At 44.5% G+C, this 26,213-nt stretch carries 24 protein-coding genes; 15 read left to right on the top strand and 9 right to left on the bottom strand.

What is annotated here, in order from left to right; translation table 11 throughout:
• The first annotated feature begins 38 nt into the window (after positions 1-38).
• The 7 genes from RH88_RS20550 (at position 39) to RH88_RS20520 (ending at position 5,665) form a co-directional block, all read left to right on the top strand.
• Entirely contained in the window at positions 39-2,540 is a 2,502-nt protein-coding gene (locus tag RH88_RS20550) for a response regulator (RefSeq protein WP_005599654.1), read from the top strand.
• A gap of 201 nt (positions 2,541-2,741) precedes the next feature.
• Positions 2,742-2,969, top strand: coding sequence for a hypothetical protein (locus RH88_RS20545; protein WP_005599652.1), 228 nt, complete (start codon positions 2,742-2,744; stop codon positions 2,967-2,969).
• 115 nt (positions 2,970-3,084) lie between these two features.
• Entirely contained in the window at positions 3,085-3,630 is a 546-nt protein-coding gene (locus RH88_RS20540) for a septation protein A (protein WP_005599650.1), read from the top strand.
• A gap of 160 nt (positions 3,631-3,790) precedes the next feature.
• Entirely contained in the window at positions 3,791-4,186 is a 396-nt protein-coding gene (gene yciA / locus RH88_RS20535; RefSeq protein WP_005599647.1) for an acyl-CoA thioester hydrolase YciA, read from the top strand.
• 112 nt (positions 4,187-4,298) lie between these two features.
• A complete protein-coding gene (locus RH88_RS20530; RefSeq protein WP_005599645.1) occupies positions 4,299-4,595 on the top strand; it encodes a YciI family protein in 297 nt (98 codons plus the stop codon).
• Positions 4,596-4,597: 2 nt separating this feature from the next.
• Positions 4,598-4,990 (top strand): GspS/AspS pilotin family protein, encoded by a 393-nt coding sequence (locus RH88_RS20525; protein ID WP_005599643.1) that lies wholly within the window; start codon positions 4,598-4,600, stop codon positions 4,988-4,990.
• A 453-nt stretch (positions 4,991-5,443) separates the two neighbouring features.
• Entirely contained in the window at positions 5,444-5,665 is a 222-nt protein-coding gene (locus RH88_RS20520) for a hypothetical protein (protein WP_005599637.1), read from the top strand.
• 65 nt (positions 5,666-5,730) lie between these two features.
• On the opposite strand, the gene RH88_RS20515 is transcribed toward RH88_RS20520, so the two are convergent.
• The gene (locus RH88_RS20515; RefSeq protein ID WP_005599635.1) at positions 5,731-5,988 is read right to left on the bottom strand and encodes a DUF1289 domain-containing protein; all 258 of its coding nucleotides are present in this window, start codon (positions 5,986-5,988) and stop codon (positions 5,731-5,733) included.
• Positions 5,989-6,140: 152 nt separating this feature from the next.
• Here RH88_RS20515 and RH88_RS20510 point away from each other — a divergent pair, with 152 nt between their 5' ends.
• From RH88_RS20510 to RH88_RS20485, 6 genes are all read left to right on the top strand, one after another.
• The gene (locus RH88_RS20510; RefSeq protein ID WP_005599633.1) at positions 6,141-6,584 is read left to right on the top strand and encodes an META domain-containing protein; all 444 of its coding nucleotides are present in this window, start codon (positions 6,141-6,143) and stop codon (positions 6,582-6,584) included.
• A gap of 347 nt (positions 6,585-6,931) precedes the next feature.
• Entirely contained in the window at positions 6,932-8,074 is a 1,143-nt protein-coding gene (locus RH88_RS20505) for an ABC transporter substrate-binding protein (RefSeq protein ID WP_005599631.1), read from the top strand.
• A 40-nt stretch (positions 8,075-8,114) separates the two neighbouring features.
• Positions 8,115-9,815: an ABC transporter permease gene (locus tag RH88_RS20500; protein ID WP_005599630.1), complete on the top strand. Its 1,701-nt coding sequence runs from the start codon at positions 8,115-8,117 to the stop codon at positions 9,813-9,815.
• On the top strand, positions 9,781-10,449 hold the full coding sequence (locus RH88_RS20495) for an ATP-binding cassette domain-containing protein (protein WP_005599629.1): 669 nt from the start codon (positions 9,781-9,783) through the stop codon (positions 10,447-10,449). The genes RH88_RS20500 and RH88_RS20495 overlap by 35 nt, the downstream gene beginning before the upstream one ends.
• Positions 10,450-10,451: 2 nt before the next feature.
• Entirely contained in the window at positions 10,452-11,060 is a 609-nt protein-coding gene (locus tag RH88_RS20490) for a CDP-alcohol phosphatidyltransferase family protein (protein WP_005599628.1), read from the top strand.
• 354 nt (positions 11,061-11,414) lie between these two features.
• Positions 11,415-12,131, top strand: coding sequence for a glycosyltransferase family 2 protein (locus RH88_RS20485; RefSeq protein WP_241212210.1), 717 nt, complete (start codon positions 11,415-11,417; stop codon positions 12,129-12,131).
• Between the two features lie 26 nt (positions 12,132-12,157).
• On the opposite strand, the gene RH88_RS20480 is transcribed toward RH88_RS20485, so the two are convergent.
• The 4 genes from RH88_RS20480 to RH88_RS20465 all read right to left on the bottom strand — a co-directional run bounded on the left by RH88_RS20480 (position 12,158) and on the right by RH88_RS20465 (position 17,047).
• Positions 12,158-13,093 carry a class I SAM-dependent methyltransferase gene (locus tag RH88_RS20480; RefSeq protein ID WP_005599626.1) on the bottom strand — a complete coding sequence of 312 codons (936 nt, stop codon included), beginning with the start codon at positions 13,091-13,093 and terminating at the stop codon, positions 12,158-12,160.
• 8 nt (positions 13,094-13,101) lie between these two features.
• Complete coding sequence (locus RH88_RS20475) at positions 13,102-13,797, bottom strand: TIGR01621 family pseudouridine synthase (RefSeq protein WP_005599625.1); 696 nt, start codon at positions 13,795-13,797, stop codon at positions 13,102-13,104.
• A gap of 119 nt (positions 13,798-13,916) precedes the next feature.
• Positions 13,917-15,533, bottom strand: coding sequence for a methyl-accepting chemotaxis protein (locus tag RH88_RS20470; RefSeq protein WP_040758049.1), 1,617 nt, complete (start codon positions 15,531-15,533; stop codon positions 13,917-13,919).
• Between the two features lie 170 nt (positions 15,534-15,703).
• Positions 15,704-17,047, bottom strand: coding sequence for a sodium-dependent transporter (locus tag RH88_RS20465; protein WP_040758048.1), 1,344 nt, complete (start codon positions 17,045-17,047; stop codon positions 15,704-15,706).
• Positions 17,048-17,436: 389 nt separating this feature from the next.
• Between RH88_RS20465 and cls the strand changes: the two genes are divergently transcribed.
• A complete protein-coding gene (gene cls / locus RH88_RS20460; RefSeq protein WP_005599621.1) occupies positions 17,437-18,891 on the top strand; it encodes a cardiolipin synthase in 1,455 nt (484 codons plus the stop codon).
• A 146-nt stretch (positions 18,892-19,037) separates the two neighbouring features.
• A complete protein-coding gene (locus RH88_RS20455) occupies positions 19,038-20,243 on the top strand; it encodes a cystathionine beta-lyase (protein WP_005599619.1) in 1,206 nt (401 codons plus the stop codon).
• Between the two features lie 112 nt (positions 20,244-20,355).
• Here the strand turns inward: RH88_RS20455 and RH88_RS20450 are convergent, their stop codons facing one another.
• Genes RH88_RS20450 through RH88_RS20435 form a run of 4 tightly spaced genes read right to left on the bottom strand, consistent with a single transcriptional unit; the run spans position 20,356 to position 26,192 of the window.
• A complete protein-coding gene (locus tag RH88_RS20450; protein ID WP_005599618.1) occupies positions 20,356-20,931 on the bottom strand; it encodes a DNA-3-methyladenine glycosylase I in 576 nt (191 codons plus the stop codon).
• 51 nt (positions 20,932-20,982) lie between these two features.
• A complete protein-coding gene (locus tag RH88_RS20445; protein WP_005599616.1) occupies positions 20,983-24,081 on the bottom strand; it encodes an efflux RND transporter permease subunit in 3,099 nt (1,032 codons plus the stop codon).
• Entirely contained in the window at positions 24,074-25,159 is a 1,086-nt protein-coding gene (locus tag RH88_RS20440) for an efflux RND transporter periplasmic adaptor subunit (protein ID WP_005599614.1), read from the bottom strand. The genes RH88_RS20445 and RH88_RS20440 overlap by 8 nt, the downstream gene beginning before the upstream one ends.
• 1 nt (position 25,160) lies before the next feature.
• Positions 25,161-26,192, bottom strand: coding sequence for an efflux RND transporter periplasmic adaptor subunit (locus RH88_RS20435; RefSeq protein WP_005599613.1), 1,032 nt, complete (start codon positions 26,190-26,192; stop codon positions 25,161-25,163).
• Between the last annotated feature and the right edge of the window lie 21 nt (positions 26,193-26,213).

Genomic DNA, 26,213 nt, shown 5'->3' with positions numbered 1-26,213 from the left:
GTTCGCAAGCTTACGGCTACATTTTAACGGATGCTCAAATGTTTGAGCCTTTTGTGCACCCCATTTTATTGTTGCTGCTCGGTGTCGCGTCTCTGGTATTAGGCTGGACGGTTTATTTCGTCTACTCACTTAGGATATCTGGCGGTACGTTCGAACGAAAGATCAGTATTCCCTATCTTTTCTATTCGCTTTCTGTCTTTGCTTGGATCTTAAGCAATGCGTTTTTCTATTCTCCTTTGTTACTCCAAGCAGATAATGACGCCGTTGTCTTTATGGCACTATTCGCCAATCTCGCCTCGTCTTCTGCGTTCGCTTTTGCCTATCTCGTTACTCGCCAACTCGTCACCGATATTGATTCCACGCTCTCTAGATATTTACAAAATGCGCTTTTTATCGTGCTTATTTCGGCGGCTATTTATTGGAATCATCGTGCCGGCAGTACTGTCGAAGGTGTCTCTGTTTATGCGATCGGCCGATTTAACATTCAGCTTGGCGAACAAGCTGCAACATTCTTTCTTTCTGCCATGGCTCTGATTGTTCTGTCGTTTCGTAATATTTTGCTTTACTCACGACACGCAAGGCCGCTACAACACATTAAGTCACTCTATATGTTGTTTGGCATCAGTGTTTTTATGGTTTCAACCATTGTCATTCACGCTTTTATCCCCCTCATTTGGAAGAATTTCACCCTGTCATGGTTACCGCCAGCACTGGCTGTGACTGAAATGCTGCTGATGGGGTATGCACTTGTCACCTCACGCTTCTACAGTAATCGGCACATTCTGTTTTCATTGTTATCCGTACTGCTAGCCTGTATCACGGTCGCTCTGCCACTAGTGCTGCTCATTAATTCTATTTCACTCTACGACGCGGCAATCATCGTGCCCCTATCTTGCCTAGTGACAGGGCTTGCGTGGCGAGTTATTTTTCGCACCACCACTCACCTAGCCAGTCAACTTGTCTATGGGCAAGCACTCTCTCCGACCCAAAAACTCAATGCGCTGACCCGTGAATTCCAAAAATCGACCCATTCTGCGATCAGTCAAATTGCACAAACACTTGATATTGACCAACACGATCTGCAATTGGTCTACAACTTACAAGATGAAAAGGCTTATACCTCACAACTGTACAATCAAAACAGTGTGATCATTTTTGAAGAAATTGAGGAACAGGTACTCACTCATTCCAGTGTCAGCTCTCTCTTAAAACAGCTGCACGTAAAAATGAAACGAGAGGGTGTTGCACTCGTTTTGCCCATCTTTGATCACGAAGATCAAATGAGTCATTTATTGATCGCCCGCCAAAAGTGCAGTGGGCACCTCTACTTCTGTGAAGAAATACATGCCTTGCAGTATGTATTGAAGAAAGCGCAAGGCTACATTAATGCCGACAAAAAAGTGCATCAGGCGCAAGCATTGGCTAATTCAATCGCTCATGAAATGCGTAATCCGTTAGCACAAGTTCAACTGCAATTTGAACAACTCGACACTAAGCTGCAAATTAGCGCACCAAAGATAGAATTAGAACAAGAACTTATCAAAGGTAAGGTGGCGATTGAACGTGGCCGTCAGTTAATTGATATTATTCTTCGCGAAGTCAACGATGCATCTCTTGAACAAGAGCCCGCGGTTCAAACGTCAATTAAGCAAGCGATCGAACAAGCGGTTGAACGTTATGCTTTTGAATCTGACGAAATGCGTCAACGCCTGCACATCAGTATCGAGCAAGATTTTCATGCAAAAATCAACGACACCCTCTTTAACTTTGTGATATTCAATTTATTACGTAATGCCAGTTATTACTTCGATTCTTATCCACAAAGCCATATCGACATTCGAACCATTGTGGGGAAATATGAACACTTTTTGGTGGTACGAGATACCGGCCCCGGCATTCCTAAAAGTCTCCAAGCACGTATTTTTGACGACTTCTATTCACACAATAAAAGTGGCGGAAGTGGCTTAGGCTTAGGCTACTGTCGACGTGTCATGAAAGCGTTTGGTGGCTCGATTCAGTGTTATTCTAAACTCGGTAAATTCACTGAATTCCATCTGTCATTTCCTGTCGATTCATTGGTTAGCCCTGCGAACTCACCGGTAATAACAGAAGAGAACACCGCATTTGTACCGATTAACATCGGGAAGCAAAATGATAACGCCGACAATGAATACACAATTTTGGTGGTTGATGACAAAGAAGTGCAACGCCAATTAGTAAAACTGCTCCTTAATCAACTCGGTTACGATGCTATATTGGCAAATAATGGCCAAGTTGCACTAGAAATAATACAAAGTAATCGTGTCGATTTAGTGTTTATGGATATCCAAATGCCCGTGATGAATGGCTTTGAAGCGGCAAGCATCATCAAACAAACCTTTCCGCAGATCCCTGTCTATGCCCTTTCTGGTGAGTCGGGTCAGCGAGAATTAGATAAAATCCGTCAGATAATGGATGGCCACTTAACCAAACCGACATCAAAAGAAGCTTTGCTCGCCACCATTCAAGGTGAAAAGCAAAAAACACCTATCGGCGCCTAGTGCCGCATATTCTCATTTTGCCTCTCTTACTGACGAGCAAATAACGAAATCTTCATTCAATTTAAAAGATTCATCACCCAACGTCCTAATTTCTCATTGCGGTTTATCACCGCAACGCTATCTATGTTGGCATTCAATGTGCTTATTGATCTGGTATCGAACTTCGCGATAGAACTCGCAGTACCTTATTGGAGAAATGTTATGGAGATGAAGCGCCACACCTACTATCACTTGATCCATCATGGCATTAAATGTTTACTCGTGGATAGAATTGGCCACTTTACTGAGCCTGAATATCACCAATACCTTAATGTCATGACGGGGAAATCAAGTTGCTTTTCAATGAGTAATGAAGAGCTTATCGGCACTGTCAATGCTTTACGTGATGAGGGATACCTTGAAGAATTAAAGACAACGATTCCCCACTAACACGACTGACCAAAAGAGTGTCGTTTCGATTACACGCTAACGGGTTGGTGTTCCTAGGTGAATTGGGTAGACTGAGAGCATTCCGATACTGATTCGATAGCTGCAGAACCTAACAATGAAACAATTGCTCGATTTTATCCCTCTCATTATCTTTTTCGCCTTGTACAAGATGTATGATATTTACATCGCCACTGGTGCTCTTATCGCCGCAAGTGCTATTCAGATCATACTGACTTTCGCCTTATACAAAAAAGTCGAAAAAATGCAGTTGATTACCTTTTTAATCGTCGCAATTTTTGGTGGTATGACGATCTTTCTTCATGATGACAACTTCATAAAATGGAAAGTGACCATCGTCTACGCTATGTTTGCCGTTGGTTTGACGATTAGCCATCTAATGGGCAAGTCAGCCATTAAAGGGATGCTTGGTAAAGAAATTACCTTACCTGAACAAGTTTGGGCGAAAATCACTTGGGCGTGGGTCATCTTTTTCCTCATCTGCTCAGGATTAAACCTTTATGTCGCATTTAAATTGTCCCTTGATGTATGGGTAAACTTTAAAGTCTTCGGCTTACTAATCGCAACATTCGGCTTTACCCTGCTCTCCGGTGTTTACATCTACAAGCACATGCCAAAAGAAAAAGAAGAGCACAGCGAGTAGCTTTGGTGCTTTGGCTGCGCTATATAGCTAATGACCTTCATTAGCCAAAGCAGTATAATAGTTAAATAAGCGACCATTTTTAGGTCGCTTTTTAGTAGATAACGCCGATTAATTTCAGTTCACTTAGCCGAACTGACGTCATTATGTTGTGGATGTCAAAATGAGTCAGGAAAACAGTTCACCAAGGGGGCAACTCCTTCTTCGTACCTTAGCCATGCCAGCGGATACTAATGCCAACGGGGATATCTTTGGCGGTTGGATCATGTCACAACTCGATTTAGCGGGTGGCATTTTAGCCAAAGAAATTTCAGGAGGCCGTATCGTAACCGTTTCAGTTTCGAGCATTACCTTTAAGAAACCGGTTCGAGTGGGCGATGTGGTGTGCTGCTATGGTGAATGCACCAAAATTGGTCGTACCTCAATGAGCATTGATCTTGAAGTGTGGGTGAAACCCGTCAAAGAGCATGGCATTGAAGATCGCTTTATGGTGTGTGATGCCACCTTTAACTACGTTGCGATTGACTCAACAGGTAAGCCACGCGCTATCGTCGTATAGCGAATACGGTAAACATAACGAATTAGACTCACATTTTCCCTATGCGTTACTTTAAATTTTCCATCCCTCGCGTAGAGTTACAACTTATCCAATCAGCTGACAAGGACACCATATGTGGTATGTAATTTTCTCTCAAGACGTAGAGAATTCACTTGAAAAAAGAATGAGCGTTCGCCCTGCACACTTAGAACGTTTACAACAGCTTCAAGATGAAGGTCGCTTGTTAACCGCAGGCCCAATGCCAGCTATTGACTCAGATAACCCAGGCGACGCAGGATTCACAGGCTCAACGGTAATCGCTCAATTTAACTCGCTGCAAGATGCGCAAGATTGGGCAGATAATGACCCATACATTGCCGCTGGTGTTTATCAATCGGTTATCGTAAAACCATTTAAGAAAGTATTTTGATCATGAGAGCACGTTTGGCTTCAGCGTTACTGCTTGCCAGTTTTTTGATGGGGTGCGCCTCTGATGGAAATCAACAGCGCCAATTAGAATTGCTTGCGTCTAACCGTGCCAGCCTATTAGCTGCTGAACTGCCGTTAGAAGCGGGCCCTCTGTCGATCATGCGTGCATCGTCAAAAGGAACGACGATTGAAATCATGATGGTATACAACCAAGAGCAGCAAGGTGCGAAACCATTGCAACAAGTGTTGAATACCAGCATTACTCGTTACTGTACCAACAAAGACACCAAGGCCAATTTGGATGCTGGATTAAGCTACCGAATCAAAATGCGCAATAGCCGTGGTCAATTGATGGCTGACGAGTTTGTATCACAAGAAACGTGTACGACAAAATAAGCGATATCGAAAATTACTTATCATGAACCACTAAAGAAAAAGCCTGCGACACTTCATTGTGCGGCAGGCTTTTTTGTTCGCGCTCAACCAAACGCCACCACCATCAGCGCTAAGCCAATAAATATACACAAAGTAAATTTCAGTAATGCACCTAGCTGACGACTTCCGCCGTTCGGCGCTTTATTACAACATGACATATCTCTTTCTCGACAGAAGTTTTAACTCTCAGGTTAAGCTCTCCCCTTACGGTAAGGTCAATATGAATATTTTATTGCAGATACCTTACAATGAAAGTTGGTTAAATATATGGCTATTCATACCTTTAACTACTCATTCACTCCAATTACAAGCATAAATAAAGCTTAGTAATAGAAAAATTATCTAAAAGTGCATTGACGCTCGAGGATTGGAGTTCTAACTTTTTTAAAAGGCAGAACAACAGAGGATCCCGTTATGAAACGTGCTAGCAATACTTACCGCCTTCAACTCATCAAGGAAGTCGCGACGAGGCAGCATCGACTGAAAAGCGGTGATCCCATGGCGGAATATGTACAACACCTAATTGATGATGAGCCAGAATTCGATAAAAACTACGAAGCAAATCATCGTTTTTCAGGGTGTCACTTTGATGACCATGCTGGTGGTTGGGTGAGTGATAAATGGGGAATGAAATAACTAAGCAGGAAAAGGCGAATGAGTCGGGGTGAATAGCTTAAACCATAGCAAAAGATCTCGTTCATTTAATCGAACAAGTCGCTTTGTGAATTGATCATCTCTTCGCTTTCATTGTTAGACTGCGCGCCATTGTCGCGCAGTTTTTTACGCCGGTAACGTTGGCGACACAACTTAATCACATGCAACTGCTGCGCTGAGGTCATTGATAGCCAATTAAAGCGTTCTTCGCGCTTACGCATGCAGCCTTTGCAATAGCCTTTTTCGTCAACCGAGCAGACCCCAATACAGGGACTTTGGATAGAAAAGAACTCTAACTGCTCCATACTCCCTCCATAAGTAGGTGAATTACAAAATAAAACATCAAACTATGACCAAAAGCTAACACAAACATTGATGCATCACTTATAATTATGACCATTGAAGCTTTAATCAAGTATACATGCGTATACCTTATTGTTTTTTGGAGTTTATATCTATGAAGCTTAGTTCAAAAAAGCTACTTGCAGCACTTTCTCTTCCTATGCTGATGACTGCGTGTGCAAGCAATGGTGATGATGTGAAAGAAATCACAGCAGCCGATCTACAACACCACAACTGGTCTCTAATCAGTGTTGATGGTAAAGCAGTAACTGCAGAAGAAGGCCAAGCTCTGCCAAATCTAGAAGTCGGCGAAAAAATGACGGCAAATGGTAATGCAGGCTGCAACAACTTCTTTGGTCAAGCAGAACTGAAAAACAATCAATTCCGCATTGAAAAAATGGCACTAACCATGAAAATGTGTATGGGTGAGTCAATGGATGTTGAACAAGCATTCTCACAAACGCTTTCAGATTGGAGTGACATGACACTGACTAAAGATGGTCTAGTGTTAAAGAACGATGCGCACACGCTAACGTTCAAACTAAGTGATTGGAAATAATCTCCCCTCACTTAGCTTTGCAATATTCTAGCAGCCTTTATTGGCTGCTTTTTGTTATCTTGAAACAGCGCATTTCTCTATTCCGCCTAGCCAAGCTCTGCTATTCCCTCTCGCTTAGATAGTCATTTATTCGCCCCCGATTACCTTGAGTCCCTCAACGCTGGAGAATAATTTAGCCGAACACTTATCAAAACGCACACTTCCCATACAATTAGCTAACAATATTGCCAAATACCTAAAAGAAATCATCTTTTTTACGTCATAATGAATGAAATTGGTCTCAGATCCGGTCTAGCACAACAGACCCATTGATTAATGAAGCCCCATAAATAACGATAGGAACTATTATGACAAGGCTGTTAACTTTTATTTTGACACTTTTTATTAGCTTTTCTTCCACTGCTGCGGATAAATGGCAAGAAACCATGACCCAAGCGCGAGGCCAAACGGTCTACTTTCATGCCTGGGGCGGAAGCCAAGAGATCAACAACTACCTACGCTGGGCCGCTCAACAGGTTCAACAACAGTACGGTGTCACTCTCAAACATGTAAAAGTCACCGACATAGCGGAAACCACATCTCGATTACTGGCTGAAAAAGCAGCGGGTAAAAATGAGGGCGGGAGTGTCGATATGGTTTGGATTAATGGTGAAAACTTCAAATCAATGAAAAATCATAATTTGTTGTTTGGTCCTTTTGTTGATGCCCTGCCAAGTTGGCAAATGGTCGACAAATCGCTGCCTGTCAACAGCGATTTTTCAGAACCGACGCTTGGTTTAGAAGCGCCTTGGGGCGTAGGACAGTTAGTCTTTATTCACGATAGTGAACGCCTTAATAACCCACCACAGTCTTTTGCAGAATTACTCAGCTACGCACAAGCTTTTCCTAACAAAATCACCTACCCTCGCCCACCAGAGTTTCACGGTACAAGCTTCTTAAAGGCATTATTGATTGAGCTAACAGCCAACGATACGGCATTGAGTCAACCCGTTACGCAAGTCGATTTCAACACCGTTACCCAGCCGTTATGGCAGTATCTAGACGCGTTGCATGCCGTTGCGTGGCGACAAGGGAAGCAATTCCCAGCAAGCTCATCAGAAATGACGCAGCTTCTCGACGATGGCCAAATCGATCTTGCTATTACGTTTAATCCCAACGCCGTTTTCTCAGCACAAGCCACTGGGAAGCTTGCAGACACCACCAAAGCCTATGCAATGGAAGCGGGCGCACTATCAAATATCCATTTTTTAGCCATTCCTTGGAATGCAAACTCCCCTCAAGGAGCACAAGTGGTGATCAACTTCCTTCTTAGTCCTGAAGCACAGTCACGCAAAGGCGATTTAAATATATGGGGTGATCCCTCTGTACTACAAAATCAGCACTTACAAGGTTCAGCGAAACAGACCAAGTTATTCCCTTCTGTGGCAGAGCCGCACCCTAGTTGGCAAGTCGCTCTCGAAAAAGAGTGGCAAAAACGCTACGGCAACTAATTTTAGCCAGTAGTTTTGAGTAAAGAATGATGAGAGCCCGATGTTTAGACTATCGTACCTAGTAGTGATTTTGGTTGGGATTCTACCGCTGATTCCCGGCCTAAGTGGCGTGATACTCTCGTCGTTTAATTACATACCATCGCTAGGTTTTACACAGCCTTCCTGGCTTGGTTACGTGCAATTAGTGACATGGAGTGGTTGGCAACAATCGCTACTAATCAGTCTTTTTAGTGCATTATTCAGCACCTATCTTGCGGCTTTTTTCTGCTTTGCGGTTTTGCAGCAATTGTGGGGACGAAAATATTGGCACAAAGTGGAAACGCTACTCTCCCCGCTGCTTGCAATGCCTCATGTCGCCTTTGCCATTGGTTTCGCATTTTTATTTGCTCCCACAGGTATGTTCGCTCGGGTTGCCAGTCAATGGTTCGATATTACCGCGAACAGCGCTAACACGACTTGGTTGGTCAACGACCCATACGCAGTGGGCTTAACTATAGCGTTAGCACTAAAAGAGATACCTTTTCTACTCCTAATGAGCATTCCTGTGTTGCAACAACTCAATTTACAGCGCAGCCAGCAGGTCGCTTATTCATTAGGCTATTCAACTCAACAAACTTGGTTAAAGTTAATCTTTCCACAATGGTTGGCCAAAATGCGTTTCGCGCTATTTGCGGTCATTGCTTATGGCGTATCCGTGGTTGATCTTGCCTTGATCCTTGGACCAACGAATCCCCCCACTTTAGCAGTGCTGGTTTGGCAATGGTTTAATGACCCCGATCTCGCCTTAATGCCACGCGCGTCTGCCGGCGCAGTTGTGCTATTCCTATTGGCAAGCGGCCTGATGCTGATGGTGATCGGTATTGAAAAGTCACTGACGCAATGGTGGAAAACGTGGCAATTTTCAGGTCGATTCGGTTGGCGATTACCCGGTTTAGCCATTTTTTCCATCTCAGCGCTACTCGCAGCCCTGATTTTTCCACTGCTGTTATTGTGGAGTTTTGCACATCGCTGGCGCTTCCCGGATCTCTTACCGAGTCGCTTTAGCGACCGTTTTTGGCAACTTGAATGGGCCAACATGGCACCGACGTTAACAAACAGCCTAGTTTTAGCGCTCATCAGCGCCAGCATCGCATTATTACTGGCCCTGATTGCACACGAATACAAAACTCAGCACAATCGTCATATTCCTGATTATGTTATTGCGCTACCGATGCTGCTCCCGCAGTTGTCGCTGCTATTTGGCTTACAAGTTGCGAGTTTATATTTATCCAGCGAACGCTACTTTCTCTGGGTGACATGGTCTCATGTTTTCTTTGCTTTCCCTTTTGTTTATCTGGCGCTTGATGGGCCTTGGAAAAGCTATAATCTCAATCTGTCTAAAACAGCCCTCAGTCTCGGCAAGTCACCACTGCGTGTTTTCATTCAGATCAAACTGCAGTTGCTATTACCAGCGATCTTTTACGCTTGGGCTGTGGGCGCCAGTGTGAGTCTTGCGCAATACCTTCCCACACTGATGCTTGGTGGCGGACGTATCGCCACAATTACCACAGAAGCGGTCGCGCTATCGAGTGGCTTTGATCGCAGAGTGACGGCCATTTATGCTTTGTGGCAAGCTCTCTTACCCTTTGTCTTTTTCTCAATGGCTATTTTGCTTGGTCGCTTAACGCTGCGTCGCAAAATAGGTCAATCCAAGGAATATCGTATTCATGACACTTTCGCTCGAAAACCTCGTCATTTATAAACAAGACGGCCAAGCGCTGTGCTCACCAATTAGCCTGACGATTAGTAACGGCGAAGTTATCGCGCTAATGGGACCAAGCGGCTGTGGCAAATCTACCCTGTTCAACCTTGTTGCCGGCCATTTAAGTGACGAATTTCGCTATCAAGGTACGATGGTATTAAATCAGCAAAATATTGACCATCTGCCCGCTCATCAACGCGCTATTGGCATTCTATTTCAAGACGACTTATTATTTCCGCACTTAAATGTTTGGCAGAACCTCGCGTTTGCTCTCCCTAATAATGTTCGTAAAACTGAACGCAGAATCCAAGCTCTCGCCTGTTTACAATCGGTCGATCTCATCGAGCTGGCTGACTCATTTCCCGAACAAATTTCCGGCGGCCAACGCGCCAGGATCACTTTGTTGCGCATGTTGCTCGCCAAACCCAAACTTGTTCTCCTCGATGAGCCTTTCAGTAAATTAGACAAAACCTTACGTCTACAATTTCGCGACTGGGTGATGACGCAACTTGCGATCGCTAATATTCCCACCTTGCTTGTCACTCATGATATTGATGACGTGCCAAGTCACGCTCATATTCTGCAATGGCCAAATCCAGTGATTAATAATGACAATATGAGCATTAAGGAATAAACATGCTAGATCGGTTCAGTATCCAAATAATTCGCCAACCGCTGCATTGCGCAGCAAAAAAACTTGATAGTGCCAATATCAAAGCGAATCAAGTCACACTGTTTGGCTTCTTTCTCGGCTGTTTGGCACTACCGGCGTTAATTGAACAACACTATCTTTTGGCGCTGATTTTTATTGTTCTCAATCGAATTTGTGATGGGTTAGATGGTGCATTAGCGCGCATTCAAGGCATTACGGATGCGGGTGGCTTCCTAGATATTAGTCTGGATTTCTTATTTTACTCATTGATTCCATTTGGTTTTGTATTAGCGAACCCAGAACAAAATGCAATTGCTGGTGCGTTCATCATTTTTGCCTTCATTGGCACCGGATCTAGCTTTCTCGCCTTTGCTGTCATGGCGGGCAAAAGAGGGATCGAAAACCCGGTTTATAAACATAAATCACTCTACTATATGAGCGGCCTGACCGAGGGAACTGAAACAATTGCGTGCTTTGTACTGTTCTGTCTATTACCCCAATACTTTGCCGTCATCGCTTATGTGTATGGCGCAGCATGTTGGTTTACGACTGCAACACGGATTTACGGGGGTTATCAGGCGCTGAACCAGTAATGCCTAAATATTGGGGATAAGATCCCGTAAATATGTAATTGATGAAAATTAAGTCGCAACTAGGATGGCAAGTATAATTTTTTCAATAAAACTCTCCACTTATTTTTCAATTCAGCTAATTATTACGCAAATTTGTGCACATCAGCTTGTCGTTAATAACACTCGAGGCTATGCACTTTAAAATATAATTTGTGAGAAGTTTGTGTTAAAAAAATAATTACCAGAATAGAAAATCGATTTTCTTCTGATGGGAAAATTAAAGAATTTATACTAATAGATAAATACCAGAGTTCGTGTTTAGACTCAACGACATCACTTGTTGACCCAAATTCCACCGCAAACGTCGTGCTAAGTTTGACCACTTATACAACTCGTATAGACCATGTGTTTTTAACGATTGAATCTCTTGGCAATCAGACTGTAAAACCAAATAAAATTGTTTTATGGCTCGATGAAAATGAGTTCAACGAAGAGTCCTTACCCGGAACACTGAAAAAACAGAGAGAAAAAGGATTAGAAATTCGTTACACAGCCAACACGGGATCGTACAAAAAACTATTTCCGGCCATCGAGGCATTCTCTGATACGCACATCATTACCGTTGATGATGATATTTTATACCCATACGACCTTGTTGAACGTCTATTGAATCATCACACAAAGCAACCTTTGGCTATTATTGGTTGCCGAGCTCATAAAATCGTTCGTAATACTGATACTACGCCGAAGCCCTATACAGAATGGCTAAACGAAGTTGATAAGGCCGACAATAATGATGCCTTTCTCACTTCAGGTGGCGGAACTCTTTTCCCACATACTATTGATCGAAAAGCATTTTTAAATAAAGACTTAGCATTAAAATTATGCCCTAATGCTGACGATATATGGATCAATTATTTAGCAAAAGCGTCAAATATCGAGATCAATAAAATGCCACTCAATACTGCGTATAGAAACAAGTTTCACTTTCTTTCAGGTGATACGCCTGAGTTAAAGCATATCAATGTATTAGGTGGAAAAAACGAACGCTGCCTGAGTGATATGCAAAAAGAATTTGGCTTCCATTTATAATGAAAAAGCCCCTTTCGGGGCTTTAACTATTTAGAGAACACTAAACACTTCAATGAAGCTTGCTCATTGATGTCAGCAAACTCGGGGGGATTATCAAGGCGTTCAATAAACTTCAGCTCTGGCGCTTCTTGTTGCATACCATCGATAAGAAAGCTGCAATCCACCGCTGGTGAGTTAACACAGGCCAGCACTTGACCACTCTCCGTCAGCAAATCTGGTAAACGGCGCAAAATCTTCTGATAATCTTTGGTCAGCGCAAAACTGCCTTTTTGAAACGATGGTGGGTCAATAATGATCATATCGTAAGGACCCGCTTTCTTTATCTTACCCCACGATTTAAAAATATCATGGCCTAGAAAACGTACCTGATTGATATTGTGATCATTCAATTTATGGTTGTCGCGACCTTTGTTCAAGGAGGAACGCGCCATATCCACGTTAACCACTTGGTCTGCACCACCCGCAATTGCCGCAAGTGAAAAACCACAAGTATAAGCAAACAAATTGAGAACATTGGCATGCTTCGCATGCGCTTTGACCCAATCTCGGCCTAAACGCATGTCTAAGAACAAACCAAAGTTTTGGTTGCGACCAATATCAAGTTGGTATTTTAAACCAGACTCAACCACCACTGGGCGAGAATCAAAATCACCAAGCAACACTTCTGATGGCGCGCCATCGTTATAGCGATGTTGCAACAAAATGGTACGACCATGTTTCTCTTGCCATGTCTGTGTTTGGCTTAATTGCACTAGACCTTGCTTTAACTGCTCTAAAAATGAGTCATCGACTGGCTTAAACAGATTTACAATCAATTGACCTTGTAGCCAATCACACGTTAACTGCTCTAGTCCTTGCCAACATTGACCTCGGCCATGGAACAAACGGCGCACTTCATCTGGTGCAACATTGAGCTGCGCTTCCACATGATCAAAAAAAGTCGCTAATTGATTAATTTGCATAATACTTCTTATTTCTTAATTACTGGCCAATTGAGCTGCCAAGGAGATAACCACTGTTCAATCCCCGCCTGTACCGACGAGTTCAACCATTTACTGCCCAGTTGAGGATAGTCACGCGGATCACAAATGAAATCAAACGACTCACCCAAATATTCAAAACGCAGCGCAAACGCATGCAAATAGCCACGATCAGCGTCACTGGCAACGTTATAAATTGGATCGCCAACAATAGCAGAGCCAACCGATTTCAGTGCGACGCGGATCTGGTGGGTTTTGCCGGTGTGAGGTTTACATAGAAACAGTCGCTCACCGTCCTCGCCTGCCAATGAGAAAAACTGCGTTACTGCAGGATTTTCTAAGCTATTCAGTAGCATCCATGATGAACGGCGTGAGCGAGCCATATCACCACGAACCAAGCCCTGTTTCTTTTTCGGTTTTTTACTGCCAATCGCAAGGTAGAACTTGCCCACTTGACGTTGCGCAAACAGCGACGACAACACACTCGCAGCCTGACTGTGTCTCGCAAGGATCAACAAGCCCGACGTCATTTTATCTAAGCGGTGGACCAGAAAAAGCTGGTTGTCGCCTGATTGTTTGGCCACTTCCTGCAATAACATGGTGTCGCCATCATCTTTATGGACGGAAACATCAGGATGCTTATTGATGATGAGAAAATCAGAATGGTTAAAGAGGATATCAAACATGAAAAAGGCTCCATTTGGGAGCCGAGAGTATATACACTCCTCTGCGCCATATAAAGGCTTGAGGAGTGTTGAGTAACGTTTAACTTTAAATCAAACGCTGGTGCGACAAGCAGGCGTGATTAAGCAATTCGAAACTTACCCACCAGATCCTCCAGTTGCGACACCTTCTGATTCAATCCAGCCACATTGGTTGAACTGCTGTTGGCCAGTTCCAATGAATGAGCCGAAATATCACTAATAGAGGTAATGTCCGCGGCTATTTCACGTGTCACCGCCGTTTGCTCTTCTGCTGCTGTCGCGATGGAGTTAATCATGCTTTGTACATGGCTCGCTCCTGCCACAATCTCTTCCAAGGCATTGACGGCACCTTCGCTCTGACTCACGCCAATTTCAACCAAACGGCAGTTGTCTTCAGTAAAGCTCACCGCTTCTTGCGTTCCCGCTTGTATAGATTGAATAATACCGGCCACCTCTTTGGTCGCATTCGTCGTTCGCTCCGCCAATGCTCGCACTTCATCTGCAACCACAGCAAAACCGCGACCAAACTCACCTGCACGCGCCGCTTCAATCGCCGCATTCAATGCGAGTAAGTTAGTTTGCTCAGCGATATCTTCAATCACTTTGATCACCGAACCGATCTTTTCACCATGACTGCCGAGTTGATTCATTTGCGTCGACATGTCACCCATTTGCTGGCTAACTTGTTGAATACTTGCCACCATGTCACGAATAACATCTCGACCACCTTCAGCCGTTTCTTCCGAACGTTTCGACTCTTCAAATGTCGCACTGCCTTGCTGCGCCACCTCGGCAATTGTTAAGCTCAATTCTTCCGCCGCCGTCGCGATTAAACCCGCTTTATCGGCCTGAGCAGAAGCGCCATTCACTGCATCTTGGCTAATCGATTCCAGCTCTGTAGTGACCAACTTAACTTCATTAGATACGGTAGAGATAGAGCCGATCAGCGTGACTAATGAACCCTGCATTCGGTTGATTGATACCGCAAGGTTGGCGAGTTCATCACCAGAATTGTCAACGATGGCTTCAGCGGTAAGATCACCCTCAGCAACCGCTTGAGCAACTTCATCCAACTTACTGAGTCGAGTGGTAATCGAATTCGACAAGATATAAGCAATGGCACAAGTGAGTAGGAAAACGATCGAAGACAAAATAACAATCGTATATTCAATGGTCGTAAAAGAATCGCTGAGCCCAAGCAACGCGGTATCAGTATCCGCAATCTCAGTCGTAGCGACTTCATTTAGCATTGTTTCAATTGGGATTAAGAATTCATTGTAGTAACGGCGCAATAACGGCATAACAGCCGCAAAGGTATAATTACCTTCCAACATCGGCGCAATATTGGCTTCAAAACTCTCAGTAAATTGAGCCATCAAGCGCTCTATTTCTTCCACACGTTGTAAGTCGCCAGGACTGCTCGCTTCAAGCAATTTAAGCTTGGCGACAATATCGGCAAATTCTTGTTTATTAGTATAATAATCGTCGATAGCCCCCTTCACTCCTGTGACAGCCCCTGTGGCATCACGGTAAACATCACCAGCTTCATCAATCATGATGAGATAACTAACCACTTCCGGCACATCATCAAGACGAATTTCATCCGCAACAGCGTGTGATGACAATACTTCTTTCCAAATCAAACCAACCATTAGAATCAAAACTGCGAGAATTGAACCAAATCCCAAATACAACTTCTTTCTTACTGACAATGTCAAAATACACCTTCCTAGTGGTAATAAAGCTTAAATCTCACGCGCTTAGCACGATTTACCGATTATCATCTTGTTATCGTCTCGTCGTCAGGCTTCTTTATTATTAATTGGCTCAATATAAAAAAGCCCCCTAATAAAGGAGGCTTTATGCGAGTTAAGTCACAGCGTTACCATTACAAAATGGAAAAAAGGAACACAGCCATAATCGCAACTGGACAGACAATACGCACATACCAAGGCCAAATCTTCCAAAATAGTCCTTGAGCGATCTCTGGGTTTCCTTCTTTTAGTTCATTAAGTAATTTGTTGCGATTCCAAATCCACCCGACCACAATCGCCCAAATAACACCAAGTAACGGCTGCATGTAGACAGTCGAAATATCCGCTACCAAACCAAACAGTGAACCAAAGTTAAGTGCGATAACAATACTCAGCACTAAGATCGCACCACCAATTGCCCAAGTTGCTTTACCCCGTGTCATATTCAGTTCATCTTGAGCACAAGAAACTGGCACTTCAAGCAATGAAATAGAAGAGGTCAACGCCGCTATCACCATCAAGACAAAAAAGCCCGTGCCGACAATAAAACCCATACTTCCCATGGTATCGAACATGGCAGGTAAGACAGCAAAAACAAGGTCACCTGAGCTCATCAGTTCACCGGCTGCATTAAAAATTTCCACCCCATTATTCTTGGCCACAAACATCGCAGGAAGAATCAATAAGCCGGCACTAAATGCTACAGCGGTATCAATCGCAGCAACTTGCGCTGCCGTTTTAGGGATGTTCACATCTTTCTTAAGGTATGAACCGTACACCATCATCGACCCAACACCCAATGACAGCGAAAAGAACGCTTGTCCCATCGAATCAACAAGTAAACTCGGAGTGACATGTGAAATATCCGGGATCAAATACATTTTAAGCCCGTCAATCGCTCCATCTTGCGTCAGGATATAGATAATCATCACACCAAATAGCACGAAGAGCATCGGCATTAAACGAGTTGACCATTTTTCAATACCATCAGCGACCCCTTTTTGCACCACGTAGATGGTTAAAAGAGAGAACAAAACAGCAAGAATGACATTGCGTGCATCGCCAAAGTTCACCAACCAATCAGCGGCACTTTGTAAACCGACAATCTCTAATACCGGTGCTGCGGCAAACCCCATTAACCAACCAGCAAGAATGGAATAGAAGCTCAAAATCATTGATGCGGCAATCATGGCTATTACGCCAAAAAAGCTCGCAGCCGCACGATTTTTGGTCCAAACGCTACGTAGTGAAGCGATCGGATTAGACTGGCCGTAGCGACCAATAGTAAGTTCAGCCACTAGCATTGGAAATGCGAGTAGAAACACCATCGCTAGATAGATGACTAAAAATGCCGCGCCGCCATTGCTCGCAGCTTTCGTTGGGAATCCCCATACATTGCCAAGACCAACAGCAGAACCTGCCGCCGCCATAATGAAACCTAATTTCGTAGAGAAATGGCCTCTTGAATTACTTGCCATAATTGTTTACCGCTTTTTGTTGTGTGTGCATTGTTGTGTGTCATCGCAGGCGTCAAACAGGGTGGTGTAAATCAATGTTTACACTTCATTAGAAATTTAGTGTCGCACGATGTATGGCAAGTAAAACAGTTTGAGAATAAAATTGAAACCCCGATAGGGATATTTACCACTCAGCACACAATTATCAGTCTTTAATTGCTACCTTTTTGACCATATTTAACATTTTATAACAATTCACTCCAACTCATTACACGTATCGCCTATTTGTTAAGCGGTTTGTGCTCCATCCTAGTTTCTGACCATTAATTACCTAATTTCGTTCGGCTTTTATTGTTATAGCTCGCAAAATCGGCCAAGATTGAAGCAATCATCCTTATCTAGGAATCTCGATGGAACAGTTCTATCACTACGTCACGCTTGCAGGTATCGTGTTGTATTGGATTTTGGTGGCCGGTGTCACTTTGCGAGTAGTCCTCAAGCGCCGCGCTGTCAGCGTTTCACTTGCTTGGTTGATGGTGATTTACATCATCCCAATTGTTGGTGTGCTCTGCTATTTCTTATTTGGTGAACTCAACCTCGGCCGTAAACGGGCCGATCGTGCTCGAGAAATGCTGTCTCCTTTCGTGGAATGGTTCTCTAAATTAAGTCACTGCCAAGCACACTCAACAGAAAACTTCGGTCGACATATTTCTCGCATTGATGAGCTATGTAATAACCGTCTTGGCCTACCCGCCCTCAGCGGCAATGAATTGTCTTTGCAAAGTTCACCACAAGAGATCATGCGTTCGGTGATTGACGACATCAATCAAGCCACAACAAGCATACGAATGGTCTTTTATATATGGCACCCAGGAGGAATGGCAGATGAAGTCGCTAACGCTTTAATTGCTGCTGCCCGTCGTGGTGTTGAGATCAAACTGTTACTTGATTCAGCGGGTAGCCCACGTTTTTTCCGTAGCGAGTGGCTGGCAAAGATGGAACAAGCGGGTATTCACGTCGTGCAAGCACTCGCTGTGAGCCCTTGGCGGATTTTTCTGCGTCGTCTAGATTTACGCCAACATCGCAAGATCATCGTGATTGATGAGAAAGTCGCTTATACCGGTTCGATGAACATGGTCGACCCCGCCTTCTTTAAACAGAATTCTGGTGTAGGTCAGTGGATTGACATCATGGTACGAGTGACAGGGCCAACGGTAAATGTGCTTTCTGCTATCCATAGTTGGGATTGGGAGGTCGAAACGGGCGAGCGTAGTTTCCCACTCATGCCAGAATGTGATGTTGACAAGAGTAGCTCAGAACACCCCATTCAAGTCGTACCATCAGGTCCCGGCATGCCTGAATACTTAATTTATCAAGTATTGACGTTGGCAATCAACCAAGCCAATGATTCGGTTCGCATCACGACACCGTATTTTGTTCCAAGCTCTGATTTACTCGAAACATTAAAAATGACGGCGCAGCGAGGCGTTAACGTTGAGTTAATCATTCCCCATAAGAATGATTCACTGATGGTGCAATGGGCATCAAGAGCTTTCTACAGTGAGCTAATGGAAGCGGGTGTAAAAATCTATGAATTTGATGGCGGTCTGTTGCATACCAAATCGGTCGTGATCGACGAGCAGTTTTGTTTAGTCGGCACGGTGAATATGGATATGCGTAGCTTATGGCTCAATTTCGAAGTGACCCTCGCAATTGATGATCAAGAATTCACGCAGAAAATGCATCAACTTCAGGCGGGCTATATTGCGCAGTCCCATACAGTCTCCTTAGACGAGTGGCGACAGCGCTCAATCTATTTCCGCTTCTTGGAGCGCACCTTCTATCTATTTAATCCGTTACTGTGATTTAATCACATCATCCCAGACCGAGCTATGCTCGGTCTTTTTTCGCCTATTCAGCATGATAATGCCGACTACCCTTGCTTTGTCGTTATGAGCATGTTTTAAATATACCCAGTAAATAATCCCACGATTTAGGACAAGGACTGCTTATGTCAGAAGGAAAAAAAACCACATTCATCACCGCTGGTCGCGATAAAAAATGGACCAACGGTGTCGTTAATCCCCCAGTTCAACGCGCGTCAACGGTTGTATTTGATACCGTTGCCGAGAAAAATCACGCCATTCTTAATCGCGCAAAGAAAACCCTTTTCTATGGTCGTCGTGGTACCAATACTCACTTTGCGCTGCAAGATGCCATGATTGAAGTCGAAGGTGGCGCGGGTTGTGCTCTCTACCCCTGCGGCACCGCTGCGATTTCCAATGCCATACTTGCTTTTGTCGAAACGGGCGATCACATCTTGATGGTCGATACCTGTTATGAACCGACGCGAGATTTCTGCGACAAGATCATGAAGAAAATGGGCATTGAAACCACCTACTTCGACCCAACGATTGGCGAAGAGATACGCGATCTCATTCAACCAAATACGAAAGTGCTGTTTTTAGAGTCTCCCGGTTCTATCACTATGGAAGTGCAAGACGTGCCGACACTGGCCCGCATTGCTCATGAGCAAGAGATTGTGGTCATGCTCGATAATACTTGGGCGGCGGGGGTTAACTTTTCCCCATTTGATTTTGGCGTAGACATCTCCATTCAAGCTGCTACCAAATATATTGTGGGCCATTCAGATGTGATGTTAGGTACCGCGGTCGCCAATGAAAAACACTGGGATCAACTGCGTGAACAGAGCTACTTGATGGGGCAATGCGTCTCCGCTGACGATGCCTACTTAGGCTTGCGAGGTATTCGAACCTTAGATGTGCGCTTGCGTCAGCATGCTGAAAACAGTTTAAAAGTCGCTCAATGGTTACAAACTCGTCCTGAAGTTGACCATGTACGTCACCCCGCTCTTACAACCTGCCCAGGGCATGAATTTTTCCAACGAGATTTTACTGGCGGCAATGGCTTATTTTCTGTGGTATTAAAAAGCAGCTACCCTAAAGCAACCACAGCATTACTCGACGGTATGAAACACTTTAGCATGGGGTATTCATGGGGAGGGTATGAGAGTCTTATACTGGCCAATGAACCGAAGAGCTTTAATAGTTTACGCACTGTCGCGCATCCAAACTTTACCGGCACCTTAGTTCGACTGCATATTGGGCTGGAAGATGTTGACGATCTCATCGCCGACCTAGAGCAAGGTTTCGCTCGTTACAACGCACTCATTTTAGAAAAAGAGACGTCTTATTAAATCGCTCATCCGTTGTTTTAACCGATAACTTGGTTAAAAAAGCCCGCATATAAACCGCGGGCTTTCTCATTCGCATCCATATGGTGGGATATATCCTCAGTGCGTGATTGTGTTACAAATGCGCCTTTTTGGGACAGGTTTGCAAATGATCATCAACCATCCCCGTCGCTTGCAGAAAAGCGTAGCAAATCGTTTCGCCAACAAACTTAAAGCCGCGTTTTTTAAGAAATTGACTCATCGCCTTAGACTCAGCACTCGAGGTCGGCACCTCTGACATCGTCTTCCAGTGATTAATGATCGGTTTATGCTCGACAATTTGCCATAATGCATTTGAGAGTGAACCATATTCTTCAACCAGTCGAAGTGCCGCTTGTGCATTACTAAATACAGACCTAATTTTTCCACGATGTTTGACCACATCAAACTGGGTAATGATCTCTTCCGTTCTCGCCTCAATTTGTTCGGCACTATAGCGGCTCAATTTGGTCAAATCATACTCTTCAAACGCTTGCCGGTAACCCTCTCGTTTTTTGAGAATAGTGATCCAACTAAGTCCCGCTTGCGCGCCTTCTAGAGTAATAAACTCGAACAGTGTATTGTCGTCATACACTGGTACACCCCATTCGGCATCATGATATGCCTGCTCTAACGGATGTTTTAGCGCCCAAGCGCAAGTTTCTTGTTCCATCATCGATTCTTATTATGTTGCGGCCTTCACCGACTCAGATATCCCTTCAGCTTAACTCGGAATAGCAACACGGTGGAAGAGCCTATAAAGCACCGGAACCACAATCAACGTGAGCACGGTAGCAAAACCCAAACCAAACATAATTGTTACCGCCATCGGCTTGAAAAAAATGTCCGGCAGCAATGGCACCATGCCCAAAATGGTCGTGATGGCCGCCATACATACCGGTCGAACACGACTTAACGCCGCGTCAACAACCGCGATATAAGCCTCTTTGCCTGATTGGATCTCAATGTTGATTTGATCTAATAGCACAATACCGTTTTTCAGCACCATGCCAGATAAGCTCAAGAAACCAAGTAATGCCATAAAACCAAACGGTGTATTGAGTGCCAGCAGACCAACCGTCACCCCTATTATCGCTAACGGTACCGTACACCACACAATCAGAGGTTCCTTAACCGTGTTAAACAAAAACACCGTAATCAAGAACATAAATAAGTAACCCATCGGCATAGTTGTAAATAGTGATGCTTGAGCTTCACCTGAAGATTCATATTCTCCGCCCCACTCAAGGCTATAACCCGGTGGTAATTCAATCGCTTCAATCAATGGCTGAATTCGTTTTTGCAAAGTCGCGGCGGTTTCTTCACCCAGCAAATCAGGATCGGCCATAATGGTCAGCATACGTTTACGATTCTTACGCACAATGATGGGATCTTCCCAACGCAAATCATAGCCTAAGGTGACTTGCTGCAGTGGAATGTATTCACTAAGCGCAGGACTCCAAATTTTCATCCCTTCGATATTACGAATGTCGACCCGCTCATCTTCCGGTAATCGTGCAACAATCGGCATCAAGGTCGTACCATCACGATAAATACCAACAGATTTACCAGAGAAAGACATCGCCAGAAAATCATCCACATCGGATTTGGTGATGCCGTAACGTCGCGCTTGGCTTTCGTTAAACAAAGGCTCTAAGATCTTGGTTCTTTCACGCCAGTCGTGGCGAATATTGGTCGCTCCCGCTTCCGCGCGCATGATCTCTTCCACTTGCGCACCAATTGAGCGTAATACCGTTGGATCGGAACCGATAATGCGGGCTTCGATTTTTGCTCCACCACCAGGGCCAAGTTCAATTTGTTTTAGCTTGTAATTTACTTCTGGGAAACCATTTTCTAAGTGTTCTCGGAACTGACTCATCAAGTCAGCGAGGACTTCATAGTTCTCCACTCGCGTGGTTATTTCACCATAAGCGGCATAGCTTTTTTCCGGAGCATAAGTCAGCATAAAACGTTGTAAGCCCTTGCCTGCTGTCGTGGTAACGTGACTCACCCCCTCTTGGTTAACCAGCCACTCTTCCATCGCTTTTAGCTTGGTATTGGTGGCGCGAATATCCGTCCCCTCGGGCAACCAAACATCCGTTTGGAATATCGGCGTTGTTGAAGAAGGAAAGAAGGATTGCTTGACATGCGTAAAGCCATAAATACTACCCGCTAGGCCCATTAATAAAACCACAATGGTGAGCCAAGCTCGTTTCATACAGAACTCTAAAAAGTTCTTGTAAACGACAAAAATAACCCCGTTGTACGGGTCACTCTCTTCATCGCCTTGCGGCGTTTTCATACCTCTAAAGAACAAATCAGCAAAAAATGGCGTTAAAGAAATCGCGGTAAACCAACTCAACATCAAAGAGATCAATAACACCGTAAATAAAGTACCGCAATATTCACCCGTTGAGTCTTCCGAGAGGCCGATAGGGGCAAACGCTGTCACCGCAATCACTGTCGCACCGAGCAATGGCCACTTGGTTTGCGTGACAATATCAGTTGCAGCTTGTAGTCTTGTCCTCCCTCGCTGAGTACCAATTAAGATCCCTTCCACCACCACGATGGCATTATCCACCAGCATCCCAAGCGCAATCACTAATGCACCTAAAGAAATACGTTGTAAATCGATTTGGAAATACTTCATAAAAATGAAAGTCCCCAGAACCGTCAGCAATAAGATCAAACCAATCAGCAAACCTGATCGCAGCCCCATAAAGAACAACAGCACAATGATCACAATCGCAACGGCTTGCCCCAAACTCACCACAAAGCCTTGTACCGATTTATCAACTTCTTTCGGTTGGCTGTAGATTTCAGAAATCCCCACACCGACCGGTTGTTGATACTTCAGCTCCGCCAGTCTGCGATCAAACCGCTCGCCAACCTCGACGACGTTGACACCTTGAGCAAAAGAGACCCCAACATTGAGCGCTAATCGACCATTAAACGTAATAATATTGCTCGGAACTTCAATATAACCGCGGGTGATGTCCGCTACATCGCGTAAATAAATCAACCCTTGCGCACCACTTTCGGTAATGATCAAATCGCCAAGTTGGTCGACATTTTCAAACTCGCCAGTGGGATGAATACGGATATACTCATCGCTAATCCGCACCGCTCCCGCAGAAGAGACGATGTTTTGAGTGGAAAGTAAGTCGAAGACGGTATTGGGGGCAAGACCAAGACTGCTCAAACGTTTCATCGATATTTCAATAAAGACTTGTTCTTGCTGCTCGCCAGAGACTGAGACCTTGCTGACACCATCAATCAATTCCAGCTCACGCCGCAAATAATCAACATAGTCCAACAGTTCTTTATAGCTATATCCTTCACCAGTGACCGCGAGCAAAATACCGTACACATCGCCAAAATCATCAATGACCTGTGGGTCGTTAACGCCCGGAGGTAGCTGGCCTTTAAGATCGTTAACTTTGCGACGTAATTCATCCCAAATTTGCGGCAGATCATCCGGCCCATAGTTATTTTTCATCGTCACGGTAATTTGTGATAAGCCACGACTCGAGATGGAGTTAATTTCATCGACATACGTCAGTTGTTGAATCGCTTTCTCTAGCGGATAGGTCACCTCTTCTTCCACTTGCTGCGGTGTTGCCCCCGGATAAGAGGTCACCACCATGGCGTCTTTGATGGTAAAAGCTGGATCTTCTAAGCGGCCCAAACCAAAAAATGAAGCCACGCCACCAATTAAGAAAATTAAGGCAATCATCCAGCTGATCACACGATTACGAATAAAGTAAGCCGCTACGCCTGTGATTTCACTATCATCTTGCGGTGTGTTTGAGGTATTACTCATTATCAGCCTCCTTGCCAATGACCTCGACTTTCATACCATCTCGAAGCTTCGCTACGCCTGCTACCACCACTCTTTGCTTAGCCTGTAACCCAGCCAGCACTTGAATCGTTTTCTGACTTGCTTTTCCTACCGTTATTTTTTGTTTGGTCACCGTACTGTCATCGTTTAATACCCAGACGAACTTGTTGCTTGGATCCAAATCATCACCATCAGCGTTAAAGATCGCCTCAATCGGAATTTGAACTCCACGCTTTAAGTCCAAGCCAACTTGCTCACTCCTAGAGGTCACTTCAACGGCCATGCCATCCAAGATATATTCATCTTCGGGCATTGGCAGTGAAAGCGTAACATTGAATGTGCCTGTTTTTGGATCTGGCTCAGTGGTGAATTCTTTGATGGTGGCGTGATATTCTTTACCACTTTGTACTTTGACGATGGCGTCTATACGCGCCAAATTATCTTGCTGTGGCTGATTAACATAGATGCGGTCTGGTAGTTGAATTAAAACCTCCACATCATCAAGACTGTGAATATTGACGATTTGCTGCCCCACTTGCACATTTTCAAACTGATCGACTGACACGCGCGATATGATGCCATCCACTGGAGCTTTTAATTGTGTAAAGGACAAACGTAGCTGTGCTAGTTGCAATTCAGCCCACGCAATTTGGCGCTGTGCAGCAATTTCATCAAATTGTGACTTAGCCAGCAGCCCCTTATCAACTAATGGCTTTGAGCGACGATACTGGCTGTTGATTACCGAATAGCGCGCAGAGGCATTATCCACATCAAGTTGAAAATCGGTCGGTTCAAGTTGGGCAATCATCGCGCCTTGCTCAACTTTGTCGCCTTCTTTCACGTAGAGCTTGTTGATTTCACCAGAGACACGAAAACTCAAATGAGAGCGCTCGGCGGCATTCGCCACAGCGGGAAAATAGAGACTGTCTCCTTGAGAGGCGCTATCAATCGTGACCACCGTAACCTTAGGCAAACCAAAATCGGCGTACTCCACTTTTTCCCCACAGCCAACCATGGCAAGTACGACGGTTATTGTGGATAAAATCACTGTAGTTTTCATTTTATAATCCCCGTTCTTTCACCCACTCACGTACTTTGATGCCCGCTTGAATACCACTAACGCCGGAAATCACAATTTGATCGCCATCTTCTAAGCCCGAAACAACTTGTTGACGGTCATTAAGTTCTACCGAGACTTTCTCAACAATCCCATCGGCTTTTACACGCCATACGCAGGTATTGCCGTTCTCTTGAAATAACGCAGACCCGGGAATACGAGTTGCCGTCGATGAAGCGGCAACCACCTGAACCGCCCCTGACATACCGGGTAAAATGCCAACATTAGCCGGGCGCTCCATCACCATGGTGACTTTATATGAACCCGTTTTAGGATCGGCCTCAGTATCTATTTCTTGAAACGTAAGCGGGTACTGACTATCAGGAAACGCATCAAATATCATATTTGCTTCAGGATCAGCACCGCTTGAAAAACGGTTGAGGAGATGATCAGGCAGTTGGAAGAATACCTTGATCAATTGATTGGTTTGAATATTCATCACCCCTTGTTTCGCGGCAATGTACTCGTAGTTTTCACCGGGGATCAGTGAGATAGTGCCATGATAAGGCGCAATTAACTGGGTGTATCTGAGGTTCGCTTTCGCTTGATCTAAAGTGGCACGCGCTGAGTTGCGATTGGCTTTGGCTTGATCAAAATCTTGCTCGGAGACCACTTTATTCTGGCGCAGTTTTCTGTAGCGCTGATACTGCACATCTGCTAAACGAAACTGCGCTTGAGCTTGCTGAGCAAGCAGTTCATATTCATCTGGATTCAGTGAGGCAAGTACATCACCTTTTGCCACCGCCTGACCTGCAACCACATCAATCATTTGCAGTTGGCCGGGTACCCTAAAGGCCAATACCGCCCTATCGCCCGCTTCTGACGTAGCAGGAAAAGTGCGTACAAAGGCCGAATTACCAACAGTAACAGAAAAGAGTTTTGCGGGACGCGAGTCGGGTTCAGGAACGGGGGGGAGATCTTTACCGCAGCCATAAAGCATGATAGCCATGGCGAGTAGAAGACAGGTCTTGTGCATAATCAATCATCCCTAATGCTG

Source organism: Vibrio scophthalmi LMG 19158, from assembly GCF_000222585.1.
GTDB lineage: Bacteria > Pseudomonadota > Gammaproteobacteria > Enterobacterales > Vibrionaceae > Vibrio > Vibrio scophthalmi.
The sequence above is the reverse complement of the archived record's forward strand: the minus strand, read 5'-3'. Positions and strand labels throughout refer to the sequence as shown.

What these genes read in the sequence shown, in the direction of transcription:
- RH88_RS20520 (WP_005599637.1), top strand. Translation starts at nt 5,444, where the DNA reads ATGAAACGTGCTAGCAATACTTACCGCCTTCAACTCATCAAGGAAGTC.
- RH88_RS20550 (WP_005599654.1), top strand. Translation starts at nt 39, where the DNA reads ATGTTTGAGCCTTTTGTGCACCCCATTTTATTGTTGCTGCTCGGTGTC.
- RH88_RS20450 (WP_005599618.1), bottom strand. Translation starts at nt 20,931, where the DNA reads ATGGAACAAGAAACTTGCGCTTGGGCGCTAAAACATCCGTTAGAGCAG.
- RH88_RS20500 (WP_005599630.1), top strand. Translation starts at nt 8,115, where the DNA reads ATGTTTAGACTATCGTACCTAGTAGTGATTTTGGTTGGGATTCTACCG.
- RH88_RS20515 (WP_005599635.1), bottom strand. Translation starts at nt 5,988, where the DNA reads ATGGAGCAGTTAGAGTTCTTTTCTATCCAAAGTCCCTGTATTGGGGTC.
- RH88_RS20505 (WP_005599631.1), top strand. Translation starts at nt 6,932, where the DNA reads ATGACAAGGCTGTTAACTTTTATTTTGACACTTTTTATTAGCTTTTCT.
- RH88_RS20435 (WP_005599613.1), bottom strand. Translation starts at nt 26,192, where the DNA reads ATGCACAAGACCTGTCTTCTACTCGCCATGGCTATCATGCTTTATGGC.
- RH88_RS20510 (WP_005599633.1), top strand. Translation starts at nt 6,141, where the DNA reads ATGAAGCTTAGTTCAAAAAAGCTACTTGCAGCACTTTCTCTTCCTATG.
- RH88_RS20525 (WP_005599643.1), top strand. Translation starts at nt 4,598, where the DNA reads ATGAGAGCACGTTTGGCTTCAGCGTTACTGCTTGCCAGTTTTTTGATG.
- RH88_RS20545 (WP_005599652.1), top strand. Translation starts at nt 2,742, where the DNA reads ATGGAGATGAAGCGCCACACCTACTATCACTTGATCCATCATGGCATT.
- RH88_RS20455 (WP_005599619.1), top strand. Translation starts at nt 19,038, where the DNA reads ATGTCAGAAGGAAAAAAAACCACATTCATCACCGCTGGTCGCGATAAA.
- RH88_RS20440 (WP_005599614.1), bottom strand. Translation starts at nt 25,159, where the DNA reads ATGAAAACTACAGTGATTTTATCCACAATAACCGTCGTACTTGCCATG.
- RH88_RS20490 (WP_005599628.1), top strand. Translation starts at nt 10,452, where the DNA reads ATGCTAGATCGGTTCAGTATCCAAATAATTCGCCAACCGCTGCATTGC.
- RH88_RS20530 (WP_005599645.1), top strand. Translation starts at nt 4,299, where the DNA reads ATGTGGTATGTAATTTTCTCTCAAGACGTAGAGAATTCACTTGAAAAA.
- yciA (WP_005599647.1), top strand. Translation starts at nt 3,791, where the DNA reads ATGAGTCAGGAAAACAGTTCACCAAGGGGGCAACTCCTTCTTCGTACC.
- RH88_RS20475 (WP_005599625.1), bottom strand. Translation starts at nt 13,797, where the DNA reads ATGTTTGATATCCTCTTTAACCATTCTGATTTTCTCATCATCAATAAG.
- RH88_RS20465 (WP_040758048.1), bottom strand. Translation starts at nt 17,047, where the DNA reads ATGGCAAGTAATTCAAGAGGCCATTTCTCTACGAAATTAGGTTTCATT.
- RH88_RS20445 (WP_005599616.1), bottom strand. Translation starts at nt 24,081, where the DNA reads ATGAGTAATACCTCAAACACACCGCAAGATGATAGTGAAATCACAGGC.
- RH88_RS20540 (WP_005599650.1), top strand. Translation starts at nt 3,085, where the DNA reads ATGAAACAATTGCTCGATTTTATCCCTCTCATTATCTTTTTCGCCTTG.
- RH88_RS20495 (WP_005599629.1), top strand. Translation starts at nt 9,781, where the DNA reads ATGACACTTTCGCTCGAAAACCTCGTCATTTATAAACAAGACGGCCAA.
- cls (WP_005599621.1), top strand. Translation starts at nt 17,437, where the DNA reads ATGGAACAGTTCTATCACTACGTCACGCTTGCAGGTATCGTGTTGTAT.
- RH88_RS20480 (WP_005599626.1), bottom strand. Translation starts at nt 13,093, where the DNA reads ATGCAAATTAATCAATTAGCGACTTTTTTTGATCATGTGGAAGCGCAG.